Origin of the sequence: Bianquea renquensis (assembly GCF_014384895.1) — a bacterium.
GTDB lineage: Bacteria > Bacillota > Clostridia > Lachnospirales > Bianqueaceae > Bianquea > Bianquea renquensis.
In genome coordinates, this window is record NZ_JACRSQ010000001.1 from 277,597 (window position 1) to 293,543 (window position 15,947).

The 15,947-nt window shown below is 50.2% G+C and carries 11 protein-coding genes; 10 read left to right on the forward strand and 1 reads right to left on the reverse strand.

Features of this window, described 5'->3' with window-relative positions; genetic code table 11:
• Window positions 1-200: 200 nt before the first annotated feature.
• The 3 genes from H8730_RS01200 to H8730_RS01210 all read left to right on the forward strand — a co-directional run bounded on the left by H8730_RS01200 (window position 201) and on the right by H8730_RS01210 (window position 2,662).
• Window positions 201-1,874 (forward strand): glutamine--tRNA ligase/YqeY domain fusion protein, encoded by a 1,674-nt coding sequence (locus H8730_RS01200; protein ID WP_177716470.1) that lies wholly within the window; start codon window positions 201-203, stop codon window positions 1,872-1,874.
• 145 nt (window positions 1,875-2,019) lie between these two features.
• The gene (locus H8730_RS01205; RefSeq protein WP_177716472.1) at window positions 2,020-2,253 is read left to right on the forward strand and encodes a type II toxin-antitoxin system Phd/YefM family antitoxin; all 234 of its coding nucleotides are present in this window, start codon (window positions 2,020-2,022) and stop codon (window positions 2,251-2,253) included.
• Window positions 2,237-2,662 (forward strand): type II toxin-antitoxin system VapC family toxin, encoded by a 426-nt coding sequence (locus H8730_RS01210; protein WP_177716474.1) that lies wholly within the window; start codon window positions 2,237-2,239, stop codon window positions 2,660-2,662. Before H8730_RS01205 ends, H8730_RS01210 begins: the two co-directional genes overlap by 17 nt.
• A 50-nt stretch (window positions 2,663-2,712) precedes the next feature.
• On the opposite strand, the gene H8730_RS01215 is transcribed toward H8730_RS01210, so the two are convergent.
• Window positions 2,713-3,738 (reverse strand): hypothetical protein, encoded by a 1,026-nt coding sequence (locus H8730_RS01215; RefSeq protein ID WP_249289182.1) that lies wholly within the window; start codon window positions 3,736-3,738, stop codon window positions 2,713-2,715.
• 320 nt (window positions 3,739-4,058) lie between these two features.
• Between H8730_RS01215 and H8730_RS01220 the strand changes: the two genes are divergently transcribed.
• The 7 genes from H8730_RS01220 (at window position 4,059) to gtfA (ending at window position 15,944) form a co-directional block, all read left to right on the forward strand.
• The gene (locus H8730_RS01220) at window positions 4,059-5,423 is read left to right on the forward strand and encodes a citrate/2-methylcitrate synthase (RefSeq protein ID WP_177716478.1); all 1,365 of its coding nucleotides are present in this window, start codon (window positions 4,059-4,061) and stop codon (window positions 5,421-5,423) included.
• A gap of 187 nt (window positions 5,424-5,610) precedes the next feature.
• Window positions 5,611-7,755: a TerB N-terminal domain-containing protein gene (locus H8730_RS01225; RefSeq protein WP_249289184.1), complete on the forward strand. Its 2,145-nt coding sequence runs from the start codon at window positions 5,611-5,613 to the stop codon at window positions 7,753-7,755.
• Window positions 7,756-7,770: 15 nt separating this feature from the next.
• On the forward strand, window positions 7,771-9,096 hold the full coding sequence (locus tag H8730_RS01230; protein ID WP_249289186.1) for an ATP-binding protein: 1,326 nt from the start codon (window positions 7,771-7,773) through the stop codon (window positions 9,094-9,096).
• Window positions 9,093-11,267, forward strand: coding sequence for a DEAD/DEAH box helicase (locus H8730_RS01235; protein ID WP_249289188.1), 2,175 nt, complete (start codon window positions 9,093-9,095; stop codon window positions 11,265-11,267). Before H8730_RS01230 ends, H8730_RS01235 begins: the two co-directional genes overlap by 4 nt.
• Before the next feature lie 87 nt (window positions 11,268-11,354).
• On the forward strand, window positions 11,355-12,188 hold the full coding sequence (locus H8730_RS01240; RefSeq protein WP_177715393.1) for an HAD family hydrolase: 834 nt from the start codon (window positions 11,355-11,357) through the stop codon (window positions 12,186-12,188).
• Entirely contained in the window at window positions 12,155-14,041 is a 1,887-nt protein-coding gene (gene recQ / locus H8730_RS01245; protein WP_430385365.1) for a DNA helicase RecQ, read from the forward strand. The genes H8730_RS01240 and recQ overlap by 34 nt, the downstream gene beginning before the upstream one ends.
• A gap of 472 nt (window positions 14,042-14,513) precedes the next feature.
• Window positions 14,514-15,944: a sucrose phosphorylase gene (gene gtfA / locus H8730_RS01250; RefSeq protein WP_249289192.1), complete on the forward strand. Its 1,431-nt coding sequence runs from the start codon at window positions 14,514-14,516 to the stop codon at window positions 15,942-15,944.
• Window positions 15,945-15,947: the final 3 nt, after the last annotated feature.

Sequence of the window (15,947 nt, forward strand, 5' to 3'; positions counted from 1 at the left end):
GCCTCCTATATCAGAATAAAACTATTATACTGCAATTTGTCCAAGGCGGCAAGGCTTATTCGTGTTGGACGGGCGGGATAAAAAAGTCGGCGGAACGCGAACTTTTGTTAAAAATACCCTTTTCATTTTTGTCGGATTATGATATAGTTATAAGCATTCGGGAGTTATACACCTGAAAATAAAAAAGGAGGAGACATCGCATGGCTGAAGAGAAAAAGCTATCCCTGCCGGAAGCGGAAAATTTTATCGAACGTGAAATTAACAGAGATCTATCGGAAGGTGTGTATGCGCAGGTGTGTACGAGATTTCCGCCGGAGCCCAACGGATACATGCATATCGGCCATATCAAGGCCATCTGCATTGACTTTGGCACGGCCCAGAAATATGGCGGAAAATGCAACCTTCGCTTTGACGATACGAATCCTGCCAAGGAAGATACGGAATATGTGGACTCAATCATGGAGGACATCCGTTGGATGGGCTTCCAGTGGGATAAACTTTTTTATGCCTCGGAGTACTATGATAAACTGTATGAATTTGCGGAGATTCTCATCAAAAAAGGCGTCGCCTATGTGGACGATCTGTCGCAGGAGGAGATGCGGCAGTATCGCGGCACGCTGACGGAGCCGGGAAAGAATAGTCCCTACCGGGACCGCTCCGTCGAGGAGAATCTGGATCTGTTTCGCCGGATGCGGGCAGGGGAATATAAAGAGGGGGAGAAGGTTCTCAGAGCCAAGATCGATATGGCTTCCCCCAATATGAATATGCGGGACCCCGCCATATACCGAATCGCCTTTGCCCATCATCACCGCACGGGGGACAGTTGGTGCATCTACCCCATGTACGATTTTGCCCATCCGCTGTCCGACGCCATCGAGGGGATCACCCATTCCCTGTGCAGTTTTGAATTTGAGGATCATAGACCTCTGTACAATTGGTTTATTGAGCAGGTTGGACTATTTCCCACTCCGCCAAGACAGATTGAGTTCTCCCGCATGGAGATCACCAATGTGGTCACCAGCAAACGCAAGCTGCGGGCGCTGGTGGAGGACGGCGTCGTCGAGGGGTGGGATGATCCGAGGATGCCGACGCTGGCAGGACTTCGCAAGCGGGGGTACACGCCGGAATCCATCAAGACCTTCATCACCAGCACCGGGGTGTCAAAATCCAGAGGGGCCACCATCGATTACTCCTATCTGGAATACTGCATCCGGGAAGACCTCAAAATGGGCAATAAACGGCTGATGGCGGTTCTGGACCCCATCAAGGTTGTCATCACCAATTATCCGGAAGGACGGGTGGAGTATTTTGATGTGGACAATAACCCGGAAAATCCAGAGCTTGGCACCCGAAAGATTCCCTTTGAGCGGGAGCTGTATATTGAGCGGGGGGACTTCATGGAAGAGCCGGAGAAGAAATTCTTCCGCCTGGCTCCAGGGCGTGAGGTGAGGTTTATGAATTCCTACTTCATCACCTGCCAGGAGGTTGTGAAGGATGAGAGGGGAGAGATTGTGGAGCTCCGCTGCACGTACGATCCCGAGACCCGCAGCGGCAGTGGCTTTACCGGCCGGAAGGTCAAGGGGACGATCCACTGGGTCAGCGCCAACGCCGCTGTTCGGGCTAAGGTTCGTCTGTATGATCAGCTCTTTTCGTACAATGAGGAGACGAAGGAATACGAGATCAATGCCAATTCCCTTGCAATCCAGGAGAACGCGTTGATTGAGCCTTCTATTTTGGAGGAACCTCTCGGCTCGCGGTTCCAGTTCGTCCGGAATGGATACTTTATCACGGACCCCCAGGAGTCAACGGAAGACTCTCTCGTCATAAACCGCATTGTCGCGCTGAAGAGTTCGTATAAGCCAGTGGAGGCATAGAAAGTGGAGATCAGATGAAAACAGCGGCACGGAAGGGATACCCTACCGTGCCGTTTTGGTTGTAAGATTTGAAAGCGCAGCAAATTCTATTGACTCTTTATCTAAAATAGAATATAATAATTTTAGCTAAAATGGAGGTGCTTATATGATTACGGCAACAGCAACCGAGGTTCAAAATAATTTCGGAAAGTATTTAAATATAGTGCAGACCGGGGGCGAGGTTATTGTCCTTAAAAATGGAAAAGAGGTAGCCAGGCTGATTTCTCACGATAAAAGTGTTTCTTTTCTTACGGATTCGTTGGTCGGCGTGTTGAAAGGCAATTATGATGACAGAGAAGCAAGATCGGAGAGAATGACGAAATATGAAAGTGTTGATTGATACAAATAGTATTCTTGACGTACTGTGCAGCCGTCGGGAGTTTCTTGAAGACTCGGTCAAGATATTCAAGCTCTGTGAGATCAAGAAAATTGACGGCTGTATTTCTGCGCTCTCCATTCCCAATATCGTGTATATAATGCGAAGAGAGTTGGACGCAGAAAAAACAAGGGATATTCTTGGAAAACTGTCTTTGATTTTTACAATTGCTGATTTGAGAGCAGAGGATCTAGTAAGAGCAGCAGAAATGGATTTCAAGGATTATGAGGATGCTCTCCAGAGTGCCTGCGCGACGCGCATCAAAGCGAATTATATCATCACAAGAAATATAAAGGACTTTGCCAATAGTAAGGTGGCGGCAATCAAACCATCAGAATTGTTTGACAGGCTGGAATTCAAATTTTCAGAATAACAGCGGCACGGAAGGGATACCCTACCGTGCCGCTGTTGTTGTCCGCCATATTACCCTTCTATAGGGGGATTGGGATCGTCCTTGACAGGAGCGTCAGGCGTCGCAGAGTCGAAAGGATTCCAGCCCGGCTGTCCCGCAGCAGGTGTAAGGGACTGACTCGTCTGGAGAATGCTCTGCATGTTCATAACCGTTGTCTGAGGAGTTTTCGTGATCTGGCCCCAGCTGATCAGGATGCCTAAGATCAGGAAGATGAAGGAAGTGCCCATTTCTTTGACGATTTCCGCTAGAATATCCGGCTGAATAAATAACTGGAAGCATTCCACCGGTGAGAAGATGCCATATTCTTGATAGACGCCAAAGACGAGGACGACATACTCAAGGACGAACAAAAATACGATGGACAGCACAATGACCATGGCGATTGCAGCTTTGTTAAGCTTGCCCTTGCATAGCTTATATCCCCAGTAAATGCACAGAGGAATCAGCGCATACAGCAGACTATAGATCCGCTCCATAAATAGGATGGTCAGGACCGAGGGAATGATGCCAACGAAACCACCCAAAAGCCCACCGATCAGGCCCAATAGATAGCTGCCATTCTGCTGGTTGCGGGCGGCAGCGTCGGAAACCTGCTCCATGGCGGTATGTAAACACTGCGAGTGAACTGCGCGGTATCCACCGGCATAAAATGCCGCTGTGTCACAATTCTCCCCGTGACATATGGGACACTGCGAGATGGGAGCCAGTCCGTTTTGCTTGAAGAAAGCCAGGGCAGTGTTCTTGACCGATTCAAACTGGTCATCGACATCGGAGTCCCTTGCGGTGATCTGAAACCGAATCGTACCCTGATTGACATATAGGCCGGCGGTCTTAGCTAGCGATTCGCGCAACTCCTTCTGCTGCATTTTGTCCAAAGGCGCCTTCAGCATGAATTGCAGGATCAGAACGCTGCGCTTTCCATTGCCATTCGTGTATTCTAGGCTCACAGGATATTGATCCAAAATTCCGAAAGCCATCTTGCCGGAAGTTAAAAACCCCTTCTGCCCGGCAAAGGTTTGAAATGCTTGAATTTTCATTCTAGTCACCCCTTTTTAGTATCGGCTCTAGTATATCATAAAGTCTTACAAAAAAACAGATAAAAGATAAAAAAAAATACATAAAAAATTAATAAAGCATTTTATTTTGCGGAAAAATTCGGGCTTTATGTGCAAATTGCATAATGATTCCTGCTCAAATTTGTATAAAAGAGGTATCAAAATTCAATTCACAAAAATTTAACATGGTAAAGAGTTTACAAAGTGCGAGATTTACGGTATAATAATTAGACATATCTTTTGTCGCATATAGAAAAAGTCCCAGTGGAAAAGAAGGGATAAAAGGAAAGGGGCAACAACCAATGGCATATGAGAACTACTACGATATCACGCCGGAGATTTTGAGATTGAGCAAACTTTGTGAAGATAAAGGAAAAATCGATCCAGAACTATATATTCAATATAAGGTAAATCGGGGCCTTCGCGATCTAAATGGAAACGGGGTTTTGACAGGTCTGACGGAGATTTCTGAGGTCAAGTCATCCGAAGTTGTGGACGGCCAATCGGTCCCATGCGAGGGAAAGCTGTACTACCGAGGAGTCGATGTCGAAGACATTGTCCGCGGATTTGTAACGGAAAAGCGCTTTGGCTACGAGGAGGTCTGCTATCTGCTCATTTTTGGAGCTCTGCCGGACGCGGACCAGCTTGCGGAGTTTAAGGATCTGTTAGCGCTCTATCGAACGCTGCCCACCAGCTTCGTGCGCGATATCATCATGAAAGCTCCGAGCTCCGATATGATGAATACTCTGGCGAGAAGTGTGCTAACGCTGTACTCCTACGACGAGAAGGCGGACGATATATCCATCCCAAACGTGCTGCGGCAGTCTCTACAGCTAATCGCGCTATTTCCCCTGCTATCTGTATACGGGTATCAGGCATACAGCCATTATATAAATGGAAAGAGTCTATTCATTCATGCGCCGAAACCAGAGCTCTCCACTGCGGAAAACATATTGCGCCTGTTGCGCCCGGATAAACAATATTCAGAGTTGGAAGCGCGGATTCTGGATATTGCGCTGGTCCTGCACGCGGAGCATGGAGGCGGCAACAATTCCACATTTACGACCCATGTAGTCTCATCCTCCGGCACTGACACATACTCAGCAGTAGCCGCTTCCCTCGGTTCTCTAAAGGGGCCGAAGCATGGGGGCGCCAACATCAAAGTTGTCCGCATGTTTGAGGATATGAAGGTCGCAGTAAAGGACTGGAATGATGAGGAAGAGATCGAAGAGTATCTGCGCAAGCTTTTACACAGAGAGGCCTTTGACAGAGCAGGTCTGATTTATGGCATGGGCCACGCGGTGTATTCCCTGTCAGACCCACGGGCCAATATCTTTAAAAGCTTTGTCAAACGATTGTCGCAGGAAAAGGGAATGGAGGAAGAATTCAACCTGTACTCCAGGGTAGAGCGGCTAGCGCCCAAAGTGATCGGGGAGGAGCGCAGAATATACAAAGGCGTCAGCGCCAACGTAGATTTTTACAGCGGCTTTGTGTATCACATGCTGGGCTTGCCCCTGGAACTGTACACACCGATCTTCGCCATTGCGAGAATTGCCGGATGGAGCGCACACCGCATCGAAGAATTGGTCAACGGCGGCAAAATCATCCGGCCCGCCTATAAGAACGTTCAGAGCCACTTAGAGTATGTGCCCATCGGACAGCGATAAATCCAAATAATCGATACTGCTACACAGACGGCCGGCCATGCCGGCCGCCTGTTTCATGTCAAACTATCGAGAGAAATGGGAAAATTTGTTCGCATTTTGGGGAATTGGCATTGACACTGCTATGAGGATTGATTTATAATAGTACCGTTAGCTTAGCAGGAATAGCCAGCAGGGGGAGGGCGTGGCCATGGGAAAGGCGGAAGTGCGCCAGCTTACGCGTGTCCTGTACTCGCTGTACCCAAAGGTTCAGGAAGAGTATGGGCGGTATACGCAAGATTACCGAAAGATTCTGGCGGATATTTTTCAGCAGGACCCGGAGCGAATGGCCGGAATCTGGCTGGAGCTCATCAGCGTCTACCCGGAAAGCATTCGGGAGATGCGGAGCGCTTCCTATCTGACGGAAGATATTTTAGAACAAATCATTCCGTTGCAGGGATTTACAGAATTTTTAGAGTCGAACGATCGGCTCTGCAAAAAATTATTTGCAGAATCCGCCAGCGTAACCCAGGTCTGTGAGACGGCGCTGTGCGTCTGTCTCCAAAAGGGAAAGGCAGCGCTTTTTGATGAGTTGATGGAATACCGGCAGGAGAATTCTCTGTGCCGCCGGGACGATGCGCTGTTCGCCAAACTTTTAAAGCTATCCTTCTCCAAAGAGATCTTTGAGGATATCCAGGCTGTGATGAAGAAGTGGGGATTCAAGTTGGCGCATAACGCCCAGCAGGGAAAGGAATGGGCTATGAGAATGCTGACGGCGGATGCTGTCAGCCGTATGACAAAGGGAAACCAAGCCGGTTCAATCGCGGAGGCGCAGGAACAGCTGATACTGGAGTTGCCTGGCGAGTTGGGCGGGTATAAGTCAGAACCCATTCCGCAAAAGATGAAAAAAAACGAAGCCGACCCATACAGCCGGATGCTGGCCATCGCCCCAAAAAGACGGTCGGGCAGCCGGATCTATATCGACCCAAAAGAACAATTTTACCAGCAGGCCGAATCGATGAAGGACTTTGAGGGGATTCCCTGTGAGGAAGTCCACTGGACGAATTATTGGGTTACCGTTCCGACCTACGCCAAGATGAATCGAAAACAGTTGCAGTGGTACTTCTACTGGAGGGCGAGGGTGCGCCAGGGGGAGCTTCCGCCTGCGGACATTGAATTCGTCTACCTGTATGCATTCGAACTTCTGAATCAGATCGGCGTGCAGGACGCGGACGATGGAATGCAGCGGTTAGTTTCCCTGTATCACAACTATGGAAGAGTCTATGGGATATGCGATCGATACCTATTTGTTTGGATCCACGATTATATCCTGTACTATGGTCTGGATATGGAGTATCTGCGCTCATTTGTCGCCGGCGAAAAGGATATGGACACCTTTCGAATGGAAGAGATCGCAGTGGCCTTGGAGACCGATCGCTGGGATGGATTTTTAGGCCTGGTTGAGGATATTTCGTCCTACCATTTTGAGAAGAGTCGATTTTATAGAGAAAAAGCGAGCTGGCTGGAGGAGGCCTTCCGCTATGTGGTCAGAGATATAAGGGGATATTTTCAAGATAAGTCCCAATCTCTGACAGAAAAATTTATTGGAAAGCCGTACCCAGCCAACTGGACGCCCTTTGGCAATGCACCGGTCCTGCTGCCTTCGGAACCTGACACAGTGAAGATTTATGTCAACCGGTGCGAGAGCTACCGGTGGAAGCGGGGCCGCTGGATGGGGTGGCGTTATTATGACGCTGACGAGCGGTTTGTGGGTCAAATCATCAGAGAGACGGAGCGAATCCTCCGGCAGCTGACAGGATATCCGTATCAACTGAAAGCGACAGAAGGTTTGTCCACGGAGATCGCCGGTATAATCCAAAAAAGTGTGGAAACCTATTGTCTAGAATGGGATCGCATGGATCTATACAAGCGGCTTAAGTCGGAGGCTAAGGCAAAAAAGAAGGAAGAGAAACAGCAGAGACCGCCGGTGGTCGTGGACCCAGCAAAGTTTCAATCGATACGGGAGGCGGCCGACAAGATTCAGGAGAAGCTTGTGGTGGAGGAAGAGGAGGAAGAGATGCCGGCGCCGCAGGGAGCTCCCGCTTCCCCTGTGGATATGGAACCAACCTCTACCGAAACCTGTTTCACAGAGAGGGAGACGGCCATTCTGAAAAGGGTCTTAGAGGGGGAAGACCTGTCCGCTCTCGCAAAAGAAATAGGCGTCATGCCGCAGGTTTTGGCGGAGGAAATCAATGAGAAAGCAATCCAGTGGCTTGGAGACACGGTGTTGGAAGAGGTGAATGGCGTGTTTCGGATTCTGGAAGACTATGTGGACGATGTGCGATCGATCTTGTAGGAGGATTGGAATTCTATGCAGGGTAAGGTGCCAAAAAGAATTGCGACAGCAATTTTGAACTCATTAAAGGGGGGCGTAGTTCCCCGAGTCGGACTGGGGTATATCGCGGTGGGCCGCGAGGCGGAGATCAGCGCATTGCTGACGGACATTGATATTATTGAGGAGGGCGGCGCGGCTTTCCGTTTTATTGTCGGCCGGTATGGCAGCGGTAAGAGCTTTTTACTTCAGACAATGCGCGGGCACGCCATGGACCGCGGTTTTGTCGTAGCCGACGCCGACCTCTCACCGGAACGGCGGCTTATGGGGACGAAGAATCAGGGGCTGGCTACCTACCGGGAATTGATCCAGAACCTCTCCGTCAAGGCTCGACCGGAGGGCGGCGCGCTGCCCTTGATACTGGAAAAATGGATTTCCGCCATCCAGGCGAAGGTTGCGGCTTCCACCTCTTTTGACGTGGGGGATCCGGCTTTTGAGAGGGCTGTAAAGGCACAGATTTTTGAGACCGTCGATGCCATGGAGGGGATGGTCCATGGATTTGATTTTGCCAGAGTAATCTCTCTGTACTGGGAGGCGTACCGCAGCGGGGACGAGGAGATGAAAACTAAGGTTCTGCGGTGGTTTCGCGGCGAGTACGCCACCAAGACCGAAGCCAAGCGGGATCTTGGCGTTCAGGTCATCATTGGGGATGAGGATTGGTATGACTACATCAAACTATTTTCCGCTTTCTTTGTCAAAGCGGGATATAAAGGACTTCTGCTCATGATCGATGAGCTGGTCAACATCTTCAAAATTCCCAATGCAGTCACAAGACAATATAACTATGAAAAAATTCTCACCATGTACAATGATGTGCTCCAGGGAAAGGCGCGGCATCTCGGAATCTTTATGGGTGCAACGCCGACCTGCATTGAAGATACGCGCCGGGGGGTCTTTAGTTATGAGGCTCTCCGCTCCAGGTTGGAGGAGGGGCGTTTTGCGTCCCAGACCTCCCGCGATATGTTGGCGCCCATCATACGCCTACAGCCTCTATCCTATGAGGAGATGTACGTTCTGATTGAGCGCTTAGCGGACATTCACTCGCAATTATATGGGTATGAGAAACGACTGTCGCAGGACGACATGATCGGCTTTATCAAGACGGAGTTTGGGCGGGTTGGCGCCAACCAGAACTTGACGCCGCGGGAAATCATCCGGGATTTTGTGGAGCTGCTCAATATACTGTACCAAAATCCAGACAAAACCGTGGGAGACTTGATGTCGGAGAAGGAGTTTCCCAGCGAGGTGTCGGACCCTCAGGGCGGGGAAGGTGTCAGCGAGGATTATGCGGAGTTCACTCTATGAGCGGGTTTTATGAACGGCTGGCACCCTTTATTCAAGACTATATCTATCGCCATAAATGGGATGAGCTGCGGGATGTACAGACGGCAGCTTGTTCCATCCTTTTTGATACAAATCTCAATCTGCTGTTATCGTCTGGAACTGCGTCTGGAAAGACGGAAGCCGCTTTTTTGCCGGTTTTAACGCTGCTTGAACAGAATCCTTCCCGCTCTGTGGGCGTTCTATATGTGAGCCCGCTGAAGGCCCTGATCAATGATCAATTTTACCGCTTGGAGGAGCTGCTGGAGGAGGGCCATATACCGGTAACAAAATGGCACGGCGATGTGAGTAGCGCCGCAAAAGATCGTTTGCTGCGCAATCCGCAGGGAATCCTTCAGATCACCCCCGAGTCCCTGGAAGCGATGCTGATGCGCCGGAGCTCCACGCTACACCGCCTGTTTGGGGATCTTCGCTTTGTGGTCATCGACGAGGTTCACTATTTTATGGGAGCTGAGAGAGGGGCTCAACTGCTGTGCATTTTAGAGCGATTGGCCAGAATCATTGGATACAGCCCCCGACGGATCGGCTTGTCCGCCACGGTGGGCGACCCGGACATGGCAGGGAAATGGCTCAGCCAAGGTTCGGGGATAGGGTATAAGGCGCCGCGCTTTTCGTCGAAGGGTCGGCGTGTCCGGCTGAGTGTAGAGTATTTCCCTCTGTCGGATGAGGCGGGGCCGGGACTCTACAGAAAGGAGGACTACTATCAATACCTGCTTGACATTACGAAGGGTCGGCGCTGCATTCTTTTTTCCAACTCGAAAGCGGAGGTGGAAGAGAATATCGCATATTTGAAGCGGTTGGCTAAGAGACAGCATCTTCCGGATATATATTTCGTTCACCACGGAAATGTGTCGGCGTCTCTGCGGGAAGTGGCAGAACAGAGGATGAAACAGGAAACGGGACCCATGGTGACGGGCGCTACTGTGACCCTAGAGCTGGGAATCGATCTCGGCAATCTTGAGAGGATCGTGCAAACAGGGACCACCTATTCGGTGTCCAGCTTTGTGCAACGTCTGGGCCGAACAGGGCGGCGGGGAAATCCCTCCGAAATGTGGTTTGCGTTTCGGCGGGAAGTGGAAGAGGAAGATGATGTCCTGTATCGAGGAATTCATTGGGAATTTCTATACGCCCTGGCAGTGATAAGGCTGTACCTGCGGGAGCGATGGATCGAACCTATCGCTGGCGATCCATTGCCCTATGGACTTTTGTACCATCAGACCATGAGCTTTCTCGCGGGGGCGGGGGAGGCAAGCCCCGCTGTTCTGGCGCAGAATTTGTTGACCCTCACCCCATTTCAGAAGATCACGAAGGAAGAGTATCGTGAGCTGCTCCTGTACATGCTGGACAGGGATCAGTTGGAGAAAACGGAGACGGGGACGCTGATGATTGGCCTGCGGGGGGAGCAGAAGATTAACGATTATGATTTCTTCTCTGTTTTTGAGACAGGAAAAGAGATCACCGTGTGCCATAGGGAGACGGTCATTGGGACGATCCAGGAGTTCTATCCACCGGGAACAAGATTTTCTCTGGCTGGACAGAACTGGGAGGTGCTGGAGGTTGAATCAAAACAGGGGCGGGTATATGTGACACCGGTTCGAGGTTTCTCGGCCAACACGTGGGTCACCCCTTTCGCAACAGCCGTCCACACGCGTATTATGAAGACGATGCGGGACGTGCTGTGGGAGGATACGGTGGAACCCTACCTCCAGCCGACGGCGGCGCTTCATCTACAGGAGACGCGCAATCGTATGCGGAGAGCTCAGGTGTCGGATACAGGATTGCTGCCGCTGTCAGGGAGTGAATACGCGCTGTTTTCATGGCTTGGCACAAAAGCTCTCATGGCGCTGTCCTACGCCTTAAAACAGGCCGGGGTGGAGAACACAATCTATTTCCAAAAGTTTATCCCCGTCTGCCTACTGATTCACTGGCCCAAAGAAGAAAAAGCGTTAGCCGCCCTCATACGGGATATGAAAAGCAAACCCCTGGACAAGTTTTCCTTTCCGATTCCCCCGGAGGAGGCGCCGCCCGGTAAATTCAATGAGTTTATTCCGGCTTCGATGCTGCGCAGGCAATATATTGAGAATTACATTGATGTAGAGGATATGCAGGCCAATCTACTGTTTTGGAGACAATAGTGTTCACGGCAATTTGTGCCGGAGCGTCACAAATTGCTCTGGGGGCAGAATTCGCCCCGCCGCTAACGCTCCAGAATGGAGAGATGTATGAGAAAAACCCTTTGGATTGCGGACTTGGATGGAACCCTGCTGCGGTCGGACGCGACGCTGGGAGACGATTCCTTACAGATGCTCAATTCTTTGATCGATAGGGGGCTTGATTTTTCCATCGCAACAGCGAGGACGCCAGCGACAGTATTTCCCATATTGCGGGGACTGCATCTGCGGGCTCCCATGGTCATGATGGGAGGAGCGCTGGTCTATGATCCGGTGGTGCAGGAGTACAAACGGACATACGAGATCGATATCAATACGGCGCGGCGAATCTATGAGATTTTATATCAGCATGGAGTCAACGGATTCGTCTACACAATGGAAAAGGGATTCTTGACCGTATATTATGAGACTTTAGAGCCCTCCCAGATGTATCAATTTTATGAGGAACGGGTCCGGCTCTACAACAAGCCCTTTTCATTCATTGCGTCTTTTTCTCAGATTGGCCGAGGGCCGCTTTTGATCAGTATTCGGGACAAGAAGGAGAGACTGCGGCCTGTGCGCCATGCCGTTGAGGACCTTGCGGGGATCCAGATTTCTTTTTACGAGGATGTCTATCTGGATGGGTACTGGTATCTGGAGATATCCAGCGAGGAAGCATCAAAATGCAAGGGGATTCAGTATATTCGTGAGCAGTATGGGTATGCTCGCATCATCGGGTTTGGGGATACTATAAACGATCTATCTCTGTTTGAGGGCTGTGATGAGGGGTACGCTGTCCGGAATGGCAGGGATGAGTTGAAACAGGCGGCTACAGGGGTTATCGGTACGAACGACGAGGAGAGCGTTGCCAGATGGATATGGGATCACGCAGAGATGGAGGGATAGGCTTGCAAAAGCGATCCGTGCTGAAAGAGTATTTTGGGTATGACTCTTTTCGACCAGGGCAGGAGGAATTGATCGATAAATGCCTGCAAGGGCGGGATGTGCTTGGGATTATGCCGACGGGAGCTGGAAAGTCCATCTGTTATCAAGTGCCAGCCATGATGTTTGAGGGGATTTCGCTGGTCATATCCCCCCTGATCTCTCTGATGCAGGACCAGGTGGAGGCCTTGATTCAGGCCGGAATTCCTGCCGCCTATCTCAATAGCTCACTGAGTCCTTCACAATTCCGAAAGGCGTTGGCATTTGCCCGACAAGGCCGGTATAAACTGATCTATGTAGCTCCGGAACGGCTGCTCACCCCTGATTTTTTGGACTTTGCGTTGCACGCTGCCATTTCCATGGTGACCATCGATGAAGCACACTGTGTCTCCCAGTGGGGCCAGGACTTTCGGCCAAGCTATCTGAAGATTCCTCGGTTTATTGAAATGCTTTCCACCCGGCCTGTTGTATCGGCGTTCACGGCGACGGCGACGCAAAAGGTGAGGGAGGACATTATGGAGCGGCTGGAGCTCCAGTCGCCATTCCTTTTGACGGCAGGATTTGATCGAAGCAATCTTTATTTTGCTGTTGAAGCGCCGAAGGATAAATTGGAAGCCGTCAAAGCGTATCTTCGGAAGAATCCCGGCGGAAGTGGGATTGTGTACTGCATTACGAGGAAATTGGTGGAGGAGGTCACCCTCGCCCTCCAGAAAGCCGGCTATGCCGCCACCCGGTATCACGCTGGCTTGAGCGACGAGGAGCGAAAGCGGAACCAGGAGGACTTTCTGTATGATCGCGCTCGAATTATGGTTGCCACCAATGCCTTTGGCATGGGGATCGATAAGTCCAACGTCTCCTTTGTCATCCATTATAATATGCCCAAAAATATGGAGAGCTACTATCAGGAGGCGGGGCGAGCTGGACGGGATGGTTCAGACGCAGACTGCATTTTGCTCTACGGGGGACAGGATGTGGTCACCAACCAATTTCTCATCGACCGGGAGCGAAACAATGAAGAGCTTTCGGATGAAGAGAAGGAGACGATCCGCCAGAGGGAGCAGGAGCTGCTGAAGACTATGACTTTCTACTGTCATACGCGGGAGTGTCTGCGGCAATATATTCTGCGGTATTTTGGAGAGAAGACGGCGTCCTACTGCGGCAATTGCAGCAACTGTAAAGCGAATTTTGAGGAGGTCGATGTCACCAGAGCGGTCAAGCAGATTTTGCTGTGTGTGCATCAGACGCGAGAACGGTTTGGCGTTAAAATGGTGGTTGACGTTTTGCGGGGCAGCAAGGGGAAGCGTCTCCAAACTTTGTCGCTGGATGAGCTGTCCACCTACGGATCTCTGGCGGATGAGTCGGAGACAAGGATTCGGGAGATCATAACGCAGCTGGAATTGATGGGATGCCTGGAGGTGACGGCGGGAGAATACCCGATCCTTCGGCTGTTCCGGCAGAAGGCAAAGGAGGTGCTGCACAGCGAGGAACCGATACGGATGAAGATCGTCAAGGATGTGCCAATGGACAAAGGGGGACATGGGCGAGAGTCGGCCATGTCAGCGGCAGGAACGGCTACGAGCCGCCTGTTTGAGCGGCTGCGCCGGCTGCGAGCCTCCATCGCTGCATCATCCCATGTGCCATCCTATGTGGTATTTTCCGATGCCACGCTCCGGGATATGTGCAGTAAGATGCCGATTACAGAGGAAGAATTTCTGAAAGTGTCAGGCGTTGGACAGGCCAAACTGGAGAAATATGGCCCCTTGTTCTTGGATGAGATCAAAGCATTTTTGATGGAATCGGCTGGCGGCACACAGTAGTGGAGGGCACCGCAAAATCAAGTCATATCCTGAAAGAGCAGGAGATTTGATGCCGCGGCCGCCTCCTTTTTCAAAGAACAAAAGGTTCTTCCAAAGTTCGCGGAAGCGAACTTTTTTCGCGGAAGCGAACTTTTTTTCGCGGAAGCGAACTTTTTTTCGCGGAAGCGAACTTTTTTTCGCGGTTGGCATCCAGAATCCATGGATAATCTTGATAGAAGAGGAAACGATAAGGGAGATAGATCTGCATTATATGACAATCGATTGATATTTAACAAAACAAACAAAATAGGAAAAAAATGAGATGCTTGGGATAAAAAGCGGACAGATTGACAAAATATCAATATAAATCTATGAATTTATGGAGATAAAATAAAAAATTTTATAAAAATTTTATATCAACCGATTGACATATATCTGCGATTATGATAGACTAAAGTTAACACTAGGGATGATATGGGAGGCTTGTGAAGGGATGAAAAATGAAATCATGCTTATCACCTATGGAGACAGTATGGGGCGCAATCTAAAAGAACTAAAACAGGTGCTGGACCGGCACTTTGCCCGTGCGGTTGGAGGCGTGCATATTTTGCCATTTTTTCCTTCATCTGCAGACAGAGGCTTTGCGCCGATTCAGTATGACCAGGTGGATGAAAGGCTGGGAAGCTTTGATGACGTGAAGGCTATCAGCGAAGACTATCCGGTCATGTTCGATTTCATGGTGAATCATATATCGCGTAGTTCCTTATACTATCGGGACTTTCAGAAAAACAAGGACGAATCGCCATATCGCGATTTTTTCATACGGTATAAGGATTTCTGGGAAAAGGGGGAGCCAACTCCAGAACAGGTTGACCTCATATACAAGCGAAAGCCCAGAGCGCCGTATATTGAGGTGGATTTTGCCGATGGAACATCAGAGAAAATTTGGTGTACTTTCAGTGAAGAGCAGGTGGATCTCAATGTGGAGTCTCCGGTGACGAAAGCCTTTATCCAAGACACACTGCGCCATATGTGTCAGCGAGGCGCATCCATGATTCGTTTGGACGCTTTTGCCTATGCGGTCAAAAGGCCCAACACCAGCTGCTTTTTTGTGGAGCCTCAGGTTTGGGACCTGTTATATGAGATCGAGGAGATTGTAAAGCCGTACGGCGTGGAGATTCTGCCGGAGATCCATGAGCATTACTCCATTCAGCAGAAGATAGCGGAAAAGGGGTTTTGGGTGTACGACTTTGCACTGCCGATGCTCGTCCTCCACGCCTTATATACCGGCCGGGGCGACCGCCTTAAGCATTGGCTGGACATTTGCCCGAGAAAACAGTTTACGACGCTGGACACCCATGATGGGATCGGAGTTGTGGATGTAAAGGACCTGCTGTCCGACGAGGAGATCGAAGAGACGAAAGAATTGCTTTTTGCCAAAGGAGCCAACGTCAAAAAAATTTATAATACGGCGGCGTACAATAACCTAGATATCTACCAGATCAATTGCACCTATTACTCCGCTTTAGGAAACCGGGATCAGGACTATCTTTTGGCGAGGGCGATTCAATTTTTCGCCCCTGGAATTCCACAGGTATACTACGTAGGGCTTCTCGCCGGGGCCAATGACATTGCGCTGATGGAATCCAGCAGGCAGGGACGGGACATCAACCGGCATTATTATTCCATGGAGGAGATTGAGGAGACGGTAAAACGGCCTGTCGTACAGAAGCTCCGTGAACTCATGATCTTTCGGAATGAATTTCCGGCGTTTTCTGGAAGTATATCCACCACGCTGCCCGACGATCACAGCCTTCGTATTGTGAGAGAATCGGGCGGCTATACAGCGATTTTGCAGGCGGATTTGCGAACTCATGAATTTACCATTGAAACGGGCACTCCAGAGACAAACCACTTAGGATAAGGA